The sequence below is a fragment of the Methylobacter arcticus genome (assembly GCF_050917435.1).
Taxonomy (GTDB): domain Bacteria; phylum Pseudomonadota; class Gammaproteobacteria; order Methylococcales; family Methylomonadaceae; genus Methylobacter_A; species Methylobacter_A titanis.
In genome coordinates this window covers 918,875-935,971 of record NZ_CP159583.1, presented here as the reverse complement: position 1 = coordinate 935,971, position 17,097 = coordinate 918,875, and the positions used below count along the sequence as shown (strand labels likewise).

At 47.8% G+C, this 17,097-nt stretch carries 13 protein-coding genes; 3 read left to right on the top strand and 10 right to left on the bottom strand.

Annotated elements, in window-relative coordinates; all coding sequences use genetic code 11:
- The first annotated feature begins 1 nt into the window (after position 1).
- Positions 2 to 2,275, top strand: a complete 2,274-nt coding sequence (clpA, locus tag ABXJ76_RS04500) for an ATP-dependent Clp protease ATP-binding subunit ClpA (protein WP_432744527.1) — start codon at positions 2 to 4, stop codon at positions 2,273 to 2,275.
- Positions 2,276 to 2,428: 153 nt separating this feature from the next.
- Here clpA and infA read toward each other — a convergent pair whose 3' ends face one another.
- From infA to ABXJ76_RS04475, 5 genes are all read right to left on the bottom strand, one after another.
- Complete coding sequence (gene infA / locus ABXJ76_RS04495) at positions 2,429 to 2,647, bottom strand: translation initiation factor IF-1 (protein ID WP_243219304.1); 219 nt, start codon at positions 2,645 to 2,647, stop codon at positions 2,429 to 2,431.
- A gap of 85 nt (positions 2,648 to 2,732) precedes the next feature.
- Positions 2,733 to 3,266 (bottom strand): peptide deformylase, encoded by a 534-nt coding sequence (def, locus tag ABXJ76_RS04490; protein WP_432744524.1) that lies wholly within the window; start codon positions 3,264 to 3,266, stop codon positions 2,733 to 2,735.
- Positions 3,263 to 5,350 carry a polyphosphate kinase 1 gene (gene ppk1, locus ABXJ76_RS04485; protein ID WP_432744522.1) on the bottom strand — a complete coding sequence of 696 codons (2,088 nt, stop codon included), beginning with the start codon at positions 5,348 to 5,350 and terminating at the stop codon, positions 3,263 to 3,265. The genes def and ppk1 overlap by 4 nt, the downstream gene beginning before the upstream one ends.
- Before the next feature lie 116 nt (positions 5,351 to 5,466).
- Positions 5,467 to 6,105, bottom strand: coding sequence for a 1-aminocyclopropane-1-carboxylate deaminase/D-cysteine desulfhydrase (locus tag ABXJ76_RS04480; RefSeq protein WP_432744520.1), 639 nt, complete (start codon positions 6,103 to 6,105; stop codon positions 5,467 to 5,469).
- Positions 6,099 to 6,365 (bottom strand): hypothetical protein, encoded by a 267-nt coding sequence (locus ABXJ76_RS04475; protein ID WP_432744517.1) that lies wholly within the window; start codon positions 6,363 to 6,365, stop codon positions 6,099 to 6,101. The genes ABXJ76_RS04480 and ABXJ76_RS04475 overlap by 7 nt, the downstream gene beginning before the upstream one ends.
- Before the next feature lie 2 nt (positions 6,366 to 6,367).
- On the opposite strand from ABXJ76_RS04475, the gene ABXJ76_RS04470 reads away from it, so the two are divergent.
- The gene (locus ABXJ76_RS04470; RefSeq protein WP_432744515.1) at positions 6,368 to 7,021 is read left to right on the top strand and encodes an SOS response-associated peptidase; all 654 of its coding nucleotides are present in this window, start codon (positions 6,368 to 6,370) and stop codon (positions 7,019 to 7,021) included.
- Between the two features lie 51 nt (positions 7,022 to 7,072).
- On the opposite strand, the gene ABXJ76_RS04465 is transcribed toward ABXJ76_RS04470, so the two are convergent.
- From ABXJ76_RS04465 to aceE, 4 genes are all read right to left on the bottom strand, one after another.
- Positions 7,073 to 9,703 (bottom strand): glycosyltransferase family 2 protein, encoded by a 2,631-nt coding sequence (locus ABXJ76_RS04465; RefSeq protein ID WP_432744513.1) that lies wholly within the window; start codon positions 9,701 to 9,703, stop codon positions 7,073 to 7,075.
- 118 nt (positions 9,704 to 9,821) lie between these two features.
- A complete protein-coding gene (gene lpdA, locus ABXJ76_RS04460) occupies positions 9,822 to 11,306 on the bottom strand; it encodes a dihydrolipoyl dehydrogenase (RefSeq protein WP_432744510.1) in 1,485 nt (494 codons plus the stop codon).
- Positions 11,307 to 11,327: 21 nt separating this feature from the next.
- Complete coding sequence (gene aceF, locus ABXJ76_RS04455) at positions 11,328 to 12,614, bottom strand: dihydrolipoyllysine-residue acetyltransferase (protein WP_432744508.1); 1,287 nt, start codon at positions 12,612 to 12,614, stop codon at positions 11,328 to 11,330.
- Between the two features lie 15 nt (positions 12,615 to 12,629).
- On the bottom strand, positions 12,630 to 15,359 hold the full coding sequence (aceE, locus tag ABXJ76_RS04450) for a pyruvate dehydrogenase (acetyl-transferring), homodimeric type (protein ID WP_432744505.1): 2,730 nt from the start codon (positions 15,357 to 15,359) through the stop codon (positions 12,630 to 12,632).
- 330 nt (positions 15,360 to 15,689) lie between these two features.
- On the opposite strand from aceE, the gene ABXJ76_RS04445 reads away from it, so the two are divergent.
- Positions 15,690 to 16,517, top strand: a complete 828-nt coding sequence (locus tag ABXJ76_RS04445) for an undecaprenyl-diphosphate phosphatase (RefSeq protein WP_432744503.1) — start codon at positions 15,690 to 15,692, stop codon at positions 16,515 to 16,517.
- A gap of 55 nt (positions 16,518 to 16,572) precedes the next feature.
- Here the strand turns inward: ABXJ76_RS04445 and tpx are convergent, their stop codons facing one another.
- Positions 16,573 to 17,067, bottom strand: a complete 495-nt coding sequence (gene tpx, locus ABXJ76_RS04440; RefSeq protein ID WP_432744501.1) for a thiol peroxidase — start codon at positions 17,065 to 17,067, stop codon at positions 16,573 to 16,575.
- Positions 17,068 to 17,097: the final 30 nt, after the last annotated feature.

The window sequence follows — 17,097 nt, the reverse complement described above, 5'->3', positions numbered from 1 at the left end:
TATGTTAAGTAAAGAACTTGAAATTACGTTGAATAATGCCTTTAAAAATGCGCATGATAAACGCCATGAATTTATCACGGTTGAACATTTGCTGCTGGCATTGCTCGAAAATGCATCGGCACAACCGATTTTAATCGCCTGCGGCTGCGATATTAAGACGCTACGCAACCAGTTGACCCAGTTCATTGATGAAACCACATCGCTAATTCCGGTCGGTATCCAGCGGGAAACCCAGCCTACCTTAGGATTTCAGCGAGTGTTGCAACGTGCTGTTTTTCATGTGCAGGCATCTGACAAGAAGGAAGTTTCCGGTGCCAATTTATTTGTGGCCTTATTCAGCGAACAGGATTCCCACGCGGTTTATCTGTTAAATAAACAGGATATTTCACGGCTGGATGTGGTCAATTACCTGGCTCACGGCATTTCAAAAATTGACCCTGAAAATGATTCGCCAAATATCCCTTCTCAAGAATCCGGCAATCCCGATGCCGAAACTTCGGGCAGCCCGTTGGACAAGTACGCCACCAATCTCAACGAAGAAGCGCTAAAAGGTCGAATTGACCCTTTAATCGGCAGAGAAGCGGAGGTTGAACGCACTATTCAGACGCTTTGCCGCCGTCGCAAAAACAATCCTTTGCTGGTCGGCGAAGCCGGTGTAGGAAAAACGGCTATCGCAGAAGGCTTGGCGAAACGAATTGTTGAGGAGCAAGTGCCGGACGTTCTGATGAACAGTGTGATTTATTCGCTGGATTTGGGCGCCCTGGTTGCCGGCACCAAATACCGGGGGGACTTTGAAAAGCGGCTTAAAGCGCTGTTAAATCAACTCAACAAGGAGCCTGATTCGATTCTGTTTATTGATGAAATTCACACCATTATCGGAGCTGGGTCAGCTTCCGGCGGAGTAATGGATGCGTCCAATTTGATTAAACCGGCTCTGGCTTCCGGCCAGTTGCGTTGCATAGGTTCTACCACCTATCAAGAGTATCGCAGCATTTTTGAAAAAGATCATGCCCTAGCGAGAAGATTCCAAAAAGTCGATGTACTTGAGCCTTCCGTTGAAGACACTATCCTCATTTTAAAAGGAATTAAATCACGCTTTGAAGAACATCATAACGTTAAATATTCCGCGGAAGCATTACGTGTCGCGGCGGAATTATCGGATCGCTATATTACCGACCGGCATTTGCCCGATAAAGCCATCGATGTTATCGATGAAGCCGGTGCAAAACAGCGTATGACGGCCGAGGCTGACCGCAAACAGCTTATTGACGTTGCCGAAATAGAAGACATCGTTTCCAAAATAGCCAGAGTGCCCGCAAAATCAGTATCATCCAACGATATCGACAAGCTGAGTAATCTGGAAAAAAACCTGAAAATGCTGGTCTTTGGTCAAAATGAGGCAATTTCCGAGCTGGCATCGGCGATAAAATTATCCCGCGCAGGACTTAGGGACACCCAGAAAACTATCGGTTCATTTCTGTTTGCCGGACCGACAGGCGTAGGTAAAACCGAAGTGACACGGCAACTGGCTAAGGTACTGGGCGTAGAGTTGATTCGCTTTGATATGTCCGAGTACATGGAGCGGCATGCCGTTTCCAGGCTGATAGGCGCGCCTCCAGGCTATGTAGGCTTTGACCAGGGCGGCTTATTAACCGAACAGGTAAACAAGCATCCCCATGCGGTATTACTCTTGGATGAATTGGAAAAAGCCCATCCTGATGTCTTTAACCTGTTATTGCAAGTAATGGATCACGGCTCATTGACCGACAATAACGGGCGCAAGGCGGATTTCCGCAACATCATTCTAGTAATGACCACCAACGCAGGAGCGGAAGAAAGCAGCCGCGCCTCTATCGGTTTTACCCATCAGGATCATGCTACCGACAGCTTAAAGGTTATCGAAAAAGGCTTTTCGCCAGAATTTCGTAACCGTCTGGATGCCATCATTCAATTTAAACCCTTGGATATTTCGATTATCGGGCATGTGGTTGATAAATTCATCTTTGAATTGGAAGCCTTGCTGACAGACAAGCACGTAACGCTGGCATTGGATAGCGATGCCCGCTTATGGTTGGCTGAACACGGCTGCGACCCAAAAATGGGAGCCAGACCGATGGCGCGACTAATTCAAGAGAAAATCAAGAAACCTCTGGCTAATGATTTGCTGTTTGGCGAGTTGGCGCACGGTGGGCATGTGCGAATTTACGTGAAGGATAATGATCTGAACTTCGCTATAGAAAGCGCTGAGTTGATTGTTCCTGAAGCCAATTTTTAATGCGGCGGCCGCATCCGCAACTGGTTTTTAATACGGCGGTCGAGCCGTATAATTATTCAACAAACTTGCGTTACAAATTTGTCTGGAACAAATTTGCATTTACCCGAAGGGCGTCAGGCAGGATAGCCTGACGTTAATCCTGCTGATACAGGATTAACGCATACGGAAAGTGATACGACCTTTACTTAAATCATAGGGGGTCATTTCAACTTTAACGCTGTCCCCGGTAAGAATACGGATGTAATGCTTACGCATTTTTCCTGAGATATGCGCAGTCACAACATGACCGTTTTCTAATTCGACGCGAAACATGGTATTAGGAAGCGTGTCAATTACCTTCCCTTCCATTTCAATTTGATCTTCTTTGGCCATTTATAATAATCCTTGGTATTTAAAACCGCCAATAATAACATAAACGCATTTTTAACAACAGTACATTTGTTTTCTTAACGGCCTATTAACCTGCGCTACCAATCAACTTAACAAATTCACTTTCTGCGAAAATATCTGCATTATTCTCAACTCTATCCAGATAAGTTTTACCCTCCAAGTGGTCAACTTCATGTTGAAATATTCTTGCCACAAACCCGCTTAGCTTAGCCTCGACCAAGCCGCCCTGTTGATCTGTATAGCGGATCATAATGTCTCGATACCTCGGCACTAAGGCGCGTATTCCCGGAATACTCAAACAGCCCTCCCAGTCCTTTTCTTGTATTTCCGACAAGACATCAAAGCGAGGATTAATCATTACCGTCGGCGCCATCAATGGCGCCGACGGATAACGAGGCGTAGGTCGTGAGGCCATAATGATAATCTGTTTTGATTGACTGATCTGTGGCGCTGCAATACCTACGCCTGAAGTCGCCGCCAAGGTAGCCTGCATCGCCTTGATGATCTGTAAAATTTCACCCTCATGTACATCGGCAACGATCTGGGCTTTTTGTCTGAGCGCCGGATCGCCTAACTGGGCAATTTCACACACCCTTGTCATTGCAAATCATGCATAAGCACGGCCTGTGCCTGAATCGGTTCTTCATCGTCGGCTTTTTGCAACCGTTGATAACTGCCGTCGGACTGTAATATCCACGCTTGAGTATTATCGTTTAAGTACAAATTCAGATCCTGCAAAATTCGGCTTTGCAATTTTTTATTTTCGACCGGAAAACAAATTTCAACGCGCCGGAACATATTGCGATTCATTAAATCAGCACTAGAGGCGTAAACCTCCCAGTCGCCGCCATTTTCAAACGCATAAACCCGGGCATGCTCTAAAAATCGCCCGATAATAGAGCGTACTTCTATATTCTCAGAGACGCCCGGAACGCCCGGCCGCAAACAGCACACACCCCTGACAATCAATTTAACCTCAACCCCGGCCTGTGCTGCGCGGTAAAGCGCCCGAATAGACTGCTCTTCAACAACAGCATTCACTTGAATAATTATTTTTGCCGGTTTTCCGTTTTTGGCATGGCGTATTTCCCGTTCAATTTTATCCATCAAGCCACTATGCAAGGTGAACGGCGACTGCAACAGCTTATTCAATCGAGTTACTTTACCCAAACTGGTCAGCTGGGCAAATACTCGCCGGACATCTTCACCCAATTCCTTATCGCAGGAAAACAAGCCATAATCGGTGTAAATCTGCGCCGTTTTCGGATGATAATTCCCGGTACCCAAATGCACATAATTACGCAATTGCTTGCCTTCCCTTCTTAATACCAGGCACATTTTGGCGTGGGTTTTATAGCCTACCACGCCATAAACCACGTGCACGGCAGCCTCTTGCAGTTTGGCGGCCAAATCGATATTGGCCTTTTCATCAAACCGCGCCCTCAACTCGATAACCACCGTCACGACCTTACCGGCTTTCGCCGCCGTGATTAAGGCGCTGACGATAGGCGAATCGGCTCCGGTACGATACAGCGTTTGCTTGATAGCCAGCACGTCAGGGGAAACCGCCGCCTGACGAATAAATTCAACAACCGGCGAAAAAGACTCAAACGGGTGATGCAGTAAAATATCGTGGCGCTTAATCGCCGCAAAGATATCTTTGCTACGTTCCAGTTGTTGTGGAACCGCCGGCTTGAAGGGTGGAAATTTAAGATCGGGTCGACCGACCAAATCATTAATCTCCTGAATTCTGTTGAGATTAACCGGCCCGTCAACCAAAAACAAACGTCCCCTGGTCATTTCAAAACGATCCAGCAGAAAGGTTACGGTTTCGTCCGGGCATTTGGCGTCAACCTCCAAACGAACCTCATCGCCGTAATTACGCATAGCCAACTCACCTTCCACGGCAAGCAATAAGTCATCAATGGCATCGTCATCGACAAAAAAATCACTATTTCGGGTGACCCTGAATTGATAACAGCCTTTAACATTCATACCGTTAAATAACTGATCGACAAATGCATGAATAATCGACGATAAAAATACAAAATCCGCCGCTCCGCTAGCGGTATCCTCGGCAGGTAATTGAATGATGCGCGGCAAGGCTCTTGGTGCTTGTAAAATAGCTCGGCCGCTGTTTCTGCCGAAGGCATCTTTTCCGGTCAGGGAAATAATAAAATTCAAACTCTTGTTGAGTATGCGCGGAAAAGGGTGCGCAGAATCCAGCCCAACCGGCGTTAAAATCGGCAACAATTCATCATTAAAATAGGCTTCCAGCCATTTAAGCTGCGCTTCAGTCCATTCCTTACGGCGAATAAAACGAATATTTTCCTCAGCCAGCTTGGGAATCAGAATCTCGTTAAGAACTTGATATTGCTCGTCAACCAGCTGGTGCGCATGAACAGCAATCAGATCCAGCTGCTCGCTAGGCGTTAAACCGTCTTGACCAATAGCTTTAGGATCGATAGCCGCCATCTGGATAACACTGGACACACGAACCTCGAAAAACTCATCAAGATTGGAACAAGAGATGCACAAATAATTAAGCCGTTCAAGCAGCGGCACTTTTTCATCTTTCGCCTGCGCCAAAACTCGCTTATTGAACTCCAGTAAGCTCAACTCCCGATTAATATAAAGTTCCGGTTTTTGAAGATCGATGATTTCTTCTATTTCGTTTATGTCCATGTTGCGCTCAGATTTAAAATCGGTTGGTATTATTTTAGGCTAAAGGCTAAACATTGAAAAAAAAATCGTAAACCTCAATGCCAGCTTTTTTTCGCCCTTCGCCTGTCATCTTTAACCTAGTGCCTTTTTCCCTGCAAGCCGCCGGTATGTAACGCAATAATGCGCTCACCAGGCTTGAAGTAGTGTTTTGTGATTAAATCGTAAACCGCATACATCATTTTTCCGGTATAGACCGGCTCAAGAGGAATGCCGGTTTTCAACTCGAAGTCATCGGTAAATGCGCTTAATTCCGCATTGATTTTGGCAAAACCACCAAAATGATAACCCAAGTTTATATGCCAGTTATTGCGTGATTGTGACAACATAGCCTCAACCTCCCCCAGTAAAAAACCTGCGTTTTTTAATGCCGCAAACCCTAGTACCGACACCTGTTCCTGAGCTGCATCAATAATACCCGCCAAAGTCGTCCCGGTTCCACAAGGTACGCAAAGCGTGTCGTATGGAATTTCTATCTCGTTAACCAGCTCGGCCACACCTTTCAACGCCAATGCGTGCGCCCCGCCCTCTGTCAACCAGTATTGCCCCGACTGCAACCCAGGCAACGCCCGATGGTTTTTGTATTGCCTGAGCAATCGGTAATCGGCACGAGATACAAACCTCAGCTCCATACCCCAAGCTTTGATGTCCGACAACGTCGGCGTCAATGTGACCGGTTGCTCACCGCGAACAAGCCCGATAGTTTTTAATCCTAACACCTTACCCACATAAGCCAAAGCATGCAAATGATTAGAATAAGCGCCGCGCCCATACTGATGATAGTATCCGTGCCTAACGACAAGGCATGATCAAGACTGTATTTAAGTTTGCGCCATTTGTTACCGGAAATCACCGGATGCAGCAAATCGTCACGCTTCATCCACAACTCGATTTGATATTGCGCAAGCATCGGATCATCGATCTTTGTTAGAATCGATGACTTGAAAGTTTTTTCCAGCTTTATCAGTTCGGGGTGCATGTATGTGTGGACGTTATAACTTGATCGCAACCGGGCAGCAGATTATGGATTGTTTCAGTCTGCTGAGTTTACCCGCGCACCGTCCTGACTACAACATTCCGCCGGGGCAAAAAATTCTCGCCATCGTCGAACTGGAAGACGGCAGCAACAGAGCCGTTAACTTGCACTGGGGATTGATTCCATCATGGTCAAAGGACCAAGCAATTTCCAGTCACTTGATCAATGCCAGAGCGGAAACCCTGACTGAAAAACCGTCATTTAAAAATGCTTACCAGCATCGACGTTGTTTGATTCCAGCTACCGGTTTTTTTGAGTGGCAGGCTACCGATGCCGGTAAAATCCCCTACCATATACACCAACCGGATCATGCCTTGTTCGCTATGGCAGGCATTTGGGAGCATTGGGAACACGACCAGGAAACGGTTTATTCATGCACGATTATTACCACCGTTGCCAACGACAAAATAACGCCCATTCATCAGCGAATGCCGGTTATTATCGCACCGGGTGATTACCATCGCTGGCTGACCAAAAAAACCGCAGCTGTCGAGATGGCCGATTTTTTAGCCGCCGACGCCTACCGCAGCATGCTGGTTACTCCGATCAGCGCACGGGTCAACAATCCGCTGCATAACGATGAAAGTTGTTTAAAATAGCAGCGCCGTAAACGCCTGTTCTCGCTCGCACTCGAACAGGCTTATTCCCGCCTACTTTTTCTTTTTGGACGTAGGCGTGGTAGCCGGTGTTTCTACAATAAAATCAGGTTTATAAGACTTATAATCCGGCGCTATGCTGATCAATAATGTTAACAAGGCTGCAAGATAAGGAACTGCCTGTACCGAAAGAATGGCTATCCATAGCTTGCCGCTAAAATTATCAAAATGTTCTAGAGACGCCATCATACCGATACCGACACTCAATAATATCAACAAAAGTAACTCTTCCCGTATGGTGACCAAGCCGACAAATAAAGCACCGTGCTGTTCAAACTTGGGGGTGCGCATAAACGGTTTACCCGAGGTAAACAAGCCCTGCATGGTACCTTTGGCAACGGTATGGGTTAAGGCCAATCCAGATAATGATGCACCTAATGATTGCCACACGGAACACGGAACACGCGCCTGGTACAACCATAAGCCCCGGATAATTTTAAAGCTGAATATACCCACAGTCGGTAATAAAAAGGCATTGGCCGGAAGTTCGCTGTGTATCGGATCGTAAAGAATCACTGCAGTCAGAATCAAGCTGGTCATGGTAAAGACCAACGCCAGCGCATCCGAAAACCACGGCAGCCAACCGGCAATAAAATAATACTTCTGGGCGGGTGTCAGCTTAGGTTCTTTAGCGGGCAAAAAGCTGCGCCAATGCGCCTTGATAATTTGCATCGCGCCATAAACCCAGCGATAACGTTGGGTCATGTAGCCGGACATGGTATCGGGCATAACACCTTTGCCAAACGAATCCTTGACGTAAACCGAATCATAACCCGCCTCATACAGACGCAAACCCAACTCACTGTCTTCACAGATACACCATTCCGACCATTTGCCCACCTCCAGCAACGCAGACTTTCTGATCATCGTCATGGTGCCGTGCTGAATAATGGCGTTGTATTCGTTTCTTTGCACCATGCCGATATTAAAAAATCCGGCATATTCCCAGTAACAAAAAGATTTAAAGGCGCTTTGGTCGCGATCGCGATAATCCTGAGGCGATTGGATAAATCCGACATTTTCATTATCGAAATAAGGCACCATGGCATTAAGCCAATCGGGCGACAACATGTAATCGCTGTCGATAACCGCGATAATCTCGGCATCGGGAGCCGTTTGTTCAAGCGCATGATTGATTGCACCGGCTTTAAAGCCCGGCCAGTTTTCCAGATGGAAAAACCTAAATTTCGGCCCCAGGCGTTCGCAATCGTCACGCACCGGCTCCCAGACCGCAGGGTCTTTGGTATTGTTATCCATCACCAACACTTCCATATTGGGATAATCGACCTTGTCCAGAGCCTCCAAGGTCATCCGTACCATATCGGGCGGCTCATTATGGATCGGCAAGTGCAACGATACCTTGGGATATTTAAACTCAGGGGATGGCTTAAGCGGCTGAAAAGTCCTGGCCGTGTTTCGGTGCCAGACGACTTCGGCTATTTCCAGACTTTCTATTAATAAAATGACTGCAGCCATCACCTGCATCAAGATAAGAATAGCCCAAAACACCATGGTAATATTGGTTTGGTATTGCTGAGCGCCTATCGATACAGACCAGAAAATTGTTGATGCGGCAAGATTGGCTATCAGCCCGAAAAACAACAAACCAGGCAGCTTTAAGCTGCTACGGGTAAATAAAAACAAAACCATTAAAACGACGCTGAAAATAGCCGCCCCGACTGCCCAATGCTCCCAGTTAGGCATCGCAATAACATCGCTATCCATAGGGTATTTGGGTTGCCGATCCGCATTAAAAATACCCCAATAAGCACCCGCCGAGCCTTCCAACGACATTTTCCAAGGCTGATCGAACGCCTCTACAATATAATAATTAACTTTTTCAGTATCGGCTCGATTGAGGAAGTTGCGCAGGAACTTTGCCTGATTGGACACCGATGCCGTCGCATGTTTAAACGGTTGTCCGTCTGAAGGCCAACCGACCTCGGTAATGACAATAGGTTTATTAGGATAAGCCTGTTGCACAGCATGATAACGGTCGAAAACATAATCGACGGCATCTTCCGCCGCAATACCTTCCCAATAAGGCAGAATATGGACGCCTATAAAATCGACTTCTACAACCAGTTCAGGATGTTTAAGCCAGACATCCCAGGTTTCCGAAGTGCTCACCGGCCGCCAGGTATTTTTTTTGACTTCGCGGATATATTCGATCAGTTGTTCCGAAGTCATATCGGCACGGAGTAAAACCTCGTTGCCCACCATAATACGAACGATGTTCGGATTATTCTGTCGGCTAACATTAATTAAGGTTTCGATTTCTTGCCGATTCTTTTCAAGATTGCCATCAATCCAGGCGCCCACCGTGGTATTCAGATTATGCTTGGCGGCCAGCTCAGGAATCTTGTCCAGACCTTTAAGCACACTGTAAGTACGAACGGCGTGGACTTTATTGGCTAGCAAACTCAAGTCGCGATCAATATCGGCTTCGCTGGGATAAGTATTGCTTGTTTGTGTATCCTGCTTTCTCATGGGGTCGAAAGTGACGCCCATTGTGGTTTTAGTCCAAGGTTGCAATTGCAAGGGGTTATTAACATAACTCCAAATGCTGAAATTAATAAAGACGAGTAGTGCGAGTGCAATGACAGTAACTATCTTGGTTTTCATTTAGTTGCTCGAGTATTCCGCTGAACTGAGAAAAATATTTGTTTGATTGTGCATTTAAAGCAACAGTTTATTCCCTACATTTCTGTAGCTATATGCATGAATGAATAGCGTTTGAGTACTATTTTTTTATATAAAGATCGGTAATTGAGCCGGTGATCATTTCAGCGGCAAAACCAAAGGTCTCTGACAGCGTCGGATGCGGATGAATAGTCAAACCGATATCTTCTGCATCAGCACCCATTTCCAGCGCCAGTACCGCCTCGGCAATTAATTCACCGGCATTGGTGCCGACCATGCCTGCGCCGAGTATCCTGCCGGTCTGTTTGTCGCAAAGTATTTTGGTCAAGCCTTCTTTGCGGCCAATACTCAATGAGCGTCCGCTGGCCGCCCACGGAAAAGCCGCTTTGTCATAGTCTATGCCCTGTTGCTTGGCCTGGTTTTCAGTCAGCCCCATCCATGCTATTTCGGGATCGGTATAGGCAACAGAAGGAATGGTTAAAGCATCAAAACCGGCCTTATGTCCGGCAGCCACCTCGGCGGCTACCTTGCCTTCATGTACCGCTTTGTGAGCCAGCATCGGATTACCGACGATATCGCCTATCGCAAAGATATGCGGGACATTGGTACGCTGCTGCTTGTCGGCTGCGATGAAACCGAGTTCATCGACATTAACCCCTGCCAACTCCGCACCGATCAGCTTACCGTTAGGTCTACGTCCTACAGCGACTAAAACCGCATCGAACAATTCTGATTCCGGTGCGCCTTTACCGTTATCGCCAGGGATGGTGGGTATGCCGTCAGTCGGCTGGGAGTCGGCACGGCCGAATGTGACTTTCAAGCCTTCGTTGTCGGCTTCAATCGAGTTGACCCGTGTACTCAGCCAGATGTTTTTGTACTGCTTTTTAATGCGCCGATACAGCGGCGTCACCAAATCGTTATCGCAACCGGGAATGATCTGATCCATCAGTTCGACTACGCTGATTTCGGAACCGAGCGCATGATAAACCGTAGCCATTTCCAAACCGATAATGCCGCCGCCGACGATCAACAGTTTTTTCGGAATCTCTGTTAATTCCAGTGCGTCGGTCGAATCCCATAAACGCGGATCGTCATGCGGAAAACTGGGTATTTTAGTGGGATGCGATCCTGCAGCAATAACCGCCTGCTCGAAACTGACGGTAGTTACCCCCGTTTCGGTTTGCACTTCGACTGTATTCGATGAAGTAAAACGCCCTGTACCTTGAATTAACATTATTTTGCGCTGTTTTACCAAACGGGCAAGCCCGTCATTCAAGCCTGCGCTAACGCTTTGTTTCCATGAGCGAATCTTATCTATATCGAGCGTTGGCTTGCCAAAAATGACGCCGTGTTGCTCAAATTCATCCGCTTCATGAATGACCTGTGCTGTATGCAACAGCGCTTTAGACGGAATGCAGCCGACATTAAGACACACGCCGCCAAGAACCGAATAGCGCTCAATCAACACCACTTGCTTGCCTAAATCGGCAGCGCGAAATGCTGCCGTGTAACCGCCAGGACCGCCGCCCAATACCAGAACTTCAGCATGCAGCACCGACTCATTAACCGCTGGATTAGCATCCATATTATTCCCCTGATTAAAAACTTAAAGTAATAAGCGGCGAATATCGCCCAAATACTGTTTGACGGCAGCCATGAAACGCGCGCCTTCCGCTCCATCAATCACGCGATGATCGTAAGTCAGGTCGAGCGGCAACAGCAGACGCGGCAAAAATTCCTTGCCATTCCAGACCGGTTGCATTTTGGCGCGGGTAACGCCGAGTATCGCCACTTCCGGAGCATTGACGATAGGCGTAAAAGCGGTGCCGCCGATACTGCCAAGACTGGAAATAGTGATGCACCCGCCTTGCATATCGGCAGGCATCAGCTTACCCAATCGGGCTTTATTACTTTTCTCAGCCAATTCGGCGGACAATTCGTTGATGCCTTTACGGTTGACATCGCGTAACACCGGAACCACTAAACCGTTGGGCGTATCGACCGCGATACCGATATTTAAATATTTCTTGAATATCAGTTTTTCGCCATCGGCAGACAATGATGCGTTAAATTGCGGAAACTGTTCCATAGCAGCTACCAGCGCCTTGATGATAAATAGCAGGCCAGTGATTTTAATGTCATCCTTGGATTTTTCGGCATTCAGCGCAATGCGGAATGCTTCCATTTCGGTAATATCCGCTTCGTCGTGGTAGGTGACCATAGGCAGATTCAGCCACACGCGATTCAAATTCTGTCCAGTTAGCCGTTTAATTTTACTCAGCTTTTGTTCTTCTATCTCGCCAAATTTGGAAAAGTCGATACTCGGCATTACAGGAATTCCACTGCCGTTTTGTACGACAGCTTCGGTCATGGCCTTCTTGACGAAATTTTTCACATCGTCTTTTAAGATGCGTCCTTTGCGGCCGCTGCCGGCCGTTATTTTTTGTATATCGACGCCCAATTCGCGGGCAAAAAGCCGAACCGCCGGTGTAGCATGAGCCGCTCTTGCCGCATCCATGCCAGCCAAGGATTCAGGCTTAACAACGACAGCTTCAACCGGTGAAACTGCAGCTGCAACTGCTTGCTGTACCGGTTGTTCCTGTGGCGCAATACTAACCTCTTCTTCGACTACGCTCGGAGTCACTGCTTCGGTACTTGGCAATAGCGTCACCACCAGCGTCCCTTCGGAGACTTTATCGCCGGATTTGATGAAAACCTCCTGCACAATACCGGCTGCACTGGCCGGTAAATCCATGCTGGCCTTGTCGGTTTCAAGTATCGCCAGGATTTGTTCCAGCTTTACCGTGTCACCGGGCTTAACCAATACGTCGACGACATCAATATCAGCGACATTGCCGACATCAGGAACCTTAATTTCAATTAGAGCAGCCATGTTCAATTCCTTCCGTTAAATTAGCCAGGGAGATGTTACATCAGGGTTTATGCCGTACTTGGCAATAGCCACATCCACCTTAGCGGCATCGAACTGCCCCAGGTCTACCAAGCTTTTTAGTGCCGCAATGGTGACGTGGTAACGGTCTACCTCAAAAAACCGGCGCAGGTTTTCGCGGGTATCGGAACGGCCGAAACCATCGGTGCCCAGCACGGTATAAGGCGCGGAAATAAGGCTGCGAATCTGTTCGGCAAAGGCGCGGGTGTAGTCGCTAGCGGCGATCACCGGGCCTTGCGCACTGGCTAGACAACTCGCGACATGAGATTGCTTAGGCGTTTCAGTGGGATGGAGGCGATTCCAGCGCTCACAGGATTGGCCGTTTCTGGCCAGTTCGGTAAAGCTGGTGCAGCTCCATAAATCGGCGTCAACGCCCCAATCATTACTTAATAATTCAGCCGCCGCTTCGACTTCGCGGAAAATCGTGCCTGAGCCCAGCAATTGAACTCTAGGGGCTTTCTTTATCTCCAAGGATGGAGTGTATGCCGCAGAGCTGTCGGGAACAGCCACGGCATTAGCCCCTTTCTTAAAGCTATACATACCTTTGAGTATGTCCAATTCCACGCCTTTAGGCATCGCAGGATGGGCGTAATTTTCGTTCATCACGGTGATGTAATAAAAAACATCTTCCTGATCGACATACATGCGTCGTAAACCGTCTTGGATAATCACCGCTACTTCATAGGCATAAGTCGGATCGTAAGACACGCAGTTGGGTACGGTTGCCGCCATCAAATGACTGTGTCCGTCTTCATGTTGCAGACCTTCGCCGTTCAGCGTGGTTCTGCCTGCGGTGCCACCCATTAAAAAACCGCGGGTGCGTTGGTCGGCGGCCGCCCAGATTAAATCGCCGACTCGCTGAAAGCCGAACATCGAATAATAAATAAAGAACGGAATCATCGGCACGTTATGGGTCGAATACGAAGTACCCGCCGCAATCCAGTCGCACAAACCGCCCGCTTCATTGATACCTTCCTGCAAGACCTGTCCGTGTTTGTCTTCCTTGTAGAACATCAGCTGATCGGCATCTTGCGGAGTATACAACTGACCGACCTGCGACCAGATGCCCAACTGCCGGAACATGCCTTCCATGCCAAACGTTCTGGATTCGTCAGGAACAATCGGCACGACGCGTTTGCCGATATTTTTATCTTTAGTCAGAATATTAAGCAGACGCACGAAAGCCATGGTCGTAGAAGTTTCACGACCTTCACCGCTGGCTTCCAGCAATGGCTTGAAATCGCTCAATACCGGCACATCCAAGGCATAAGATTTCACCCTTCTGGCGGGCAAATGACCGCCCAGTTCGTTGCGGCGTTTCTTCATGTAGGCCAGTTCTTTTGAACCTTCGGCAAAGCTCAGATAAGGCAACTCGTGCAGCTCTTCGTCAGTCACCGGCAACGCATAACGGCTCCGGAAGTTGCTTAACGAACTGGGGCTCATTTTTTTCTGTTGATGAGAGATATTTTGAGCTTCTCCCGATTCGCCCATGCCATAACCTTTAATGGTTTTAGCCAGAATGACTGTAGGCTGGCCTTTATGGTTTACCGCCGTATGGAAAGCGGCAAAAACTTTAACCGGATCATGTCCGCCGCGATTAAGCTCATAGATATCACGATCCGACCAGTCGGAAACCATGGCTTTTAATTCCGGAGTATTAAAGAAATGTTCACGCACGTAGGCACCGTCTTTAGCCTTAAAGGTTTGATAATCGCCATCGACACAGGACATCATTCGCGCCGCCAGCAACCCGTCTTTATCGCGTGCCAGCAAGGCATCCCAGCGCTGCCCCCAAACCAGTTTGATGACATTCCAACCGGCGCCGCGAAACTCGCTTTCCAGTTCTTGAATAATCTTGCCATTACCGCGCACCGGTCCATCCAGACGTTGCAGATTGCAGTTGATCACAAAAATAAGATTATCCAGCTTTTCCCGTCCAGCCATACCGATGGCGCCTAATGATTCCGGCTCATCAGTTTCTCCGTCACCCAGAAAGCTCCAAACCTTACGCTCTGAAGTATCGGCAAAACCCCGATCCTGCAAATAGCGCATAAATCGTGCCTGATAAATAGCCATAATCGGGCCAAGACCCATAGAAACCGTGGGAAATTGCCAGAAATCCGGCATCAGCCAGGGATGAGGATAAGACGGCAAACCGTTGCCGTTCACTTCCTGGCGAAAGTTATCCATCTGTTCCAGCGATAATCGCCCCAGCAGAAACGCACGGGCATAATCGCCCGGCGTTAAGTGACCTTGAGTAAAAATTAAATCACCGCCATGTTGATCTGAAGGCGCATGCCAGAAATGATTGTAACCTACGTCATATAGAGTAGCTGCCGATGCAAAACTGGCAATATGCCCACCAACGTTGGTGTGCTTATTCGCCCTTAACACCATCATCATCGCATTCCAGCGCACATAAGCGCGAATTTTGTGTTCTATATTAACGTCGCCGGGAAACTGCGCCTGTTGTGCAACAGGAATCGTATTGATATAGGCGGTATTGGCGCTGAAAGGAATATCGAAGCCCGCATGTCGAGTAACCTCAACCAACCGCTCAATCAGGAAGTGTACACGTTCGCTGCCGTCGTGTTCCAACACGGCTTGCAACGCTTCAACCCACTCCCTGGTTTCTGCTGGATCGATGTCATTCTGTCCGGTGATTTTTGAGATTAAACTGTTGGTCATTGATTGATCCTGTTACGACGGGTATGCATGGATTAAAAATTGTGAGTTAGTTTTACCTAAAGGGCGCAAGAACGTAAAGTAACACGGCATTTTACTGAAATAGTAAAAATAAGGCCAGAAACGCTCTATTTATTGCGCACAGTATAAACAATGCAGAGGGGACAATGCACCCGTTTTAGTCATTTCGATATTGAAACAAGACGACCCATTTGAGTTTCGCAGGCCGGATGTTTGTTTTTTTACGACATGACGGTTTATCATAGACCAAGTTACCCTACGATCAGGGCAGACGAATTCTTCACCCCCCATCACTCATCTTACTAATAAATCATGGACTTAATATTAACGCTTAAAGCTATTATTCTGGGCATTGTTGAAGGCCTGACCGAATTTCTACCGATTTCCAGTACCGGACATTTAATCCTGGTTGGCGACTTGCTGGATTTTAATGATGACAAGGGCAAGTTGTTTTCAATTGTTATTCAGGTCGGCGCCATCCTGGCAGTGTGCTGGGAATATCGCGCCAAAATCGCCGAAGTTATCAGAGGCCTGCCCAACTCGACGCAGGCGCGAAAATTCGTCGTTAACCTGATGATTGCATTCATGCCGTTAGCGATCCTGGGCTTATTGTTCGGAAAATACATTAAAGCCGTATTGTTCAAGCCCATTCCGGTGGCTCTGGCGTTTATTGTCGGCGCTTTCGTGATTATCTGGGCAGAGAAAAGGGAACATAAAATCCGCATTCACGAAATCGAAGATTTGAGCCCACTGGATGCATTAAAACTCGGCATCGCGCAGGCTGTCGCTCTGATTCCGGGAGCGTCACGATCCGGCTCAACCATCATCGGCGGTTTGTTATTCGGCCTATCGCGCAAAGCCGCAACTGAATTTTCGTTTTTTTTAGCGATTCCCACGCTGATTGCGGCCAGTATTTATGATTTGTATAAACATCGCGATTTATTAGACTTGGCAGTCGACGCACCCTATTTTATCGCTGGCCTGATCACCGCATTCCTCAGTGCGCTATTGGCCATCAAGGCGTTATTGCGCTATATCAGTCATCATGACTTCATTGTTTTCGCCTGGTACCGCATAGCCTTTGGCTTGATTGTTATTGCCACGTCATACAGCGGCCTAGTGCAATGGACGGTTGATTAATACAACTTGGGCAGGACAACTGAACAGGTTCCGCGTGGCCAAGCGAAAATCCGTTTTACAACACCGCCAATGCGCTTTCATAATCAGGTTCGTTAGCGATTTCACCCACCAATTGCGTGTATATCACCTTGTCATGCTCATCGATAATGACGATGGCACGGGCGGTCAAACCGCGAAGGAAGGTATCAACAATAGTTACGCCGTAATCATCGGCGAAACTGGAGCGGAAGGTAGACAGCGGGATAACGTCTGTTAAGCCTTCCGATTCGCAAAAACGGCTTTGGGCAAAAGGCAGGTCGGCAGAAACGGCTAACACCACAGTGTTGTCCAGATGCGAGGCTTTCTGGTTGAATTTACGCGTTGATGCGGCGCAAGTTGGCGTGTCCAGACTGGGGACAATATTCAGTACTTTTCTTTTCCCGGCATAGCTTGCCAAGGTGACATCGACTAACTCGCGACTGGTCAGAGAGAATGCGGGTGCATCGCTGCCTACCGCAGGTAATTCTGCGGATGTATTTAGCGGTTTACCTTGAAATGTAATGGTAGTCATGGTGATTTCCTATAGTCTTGGTTTAATACC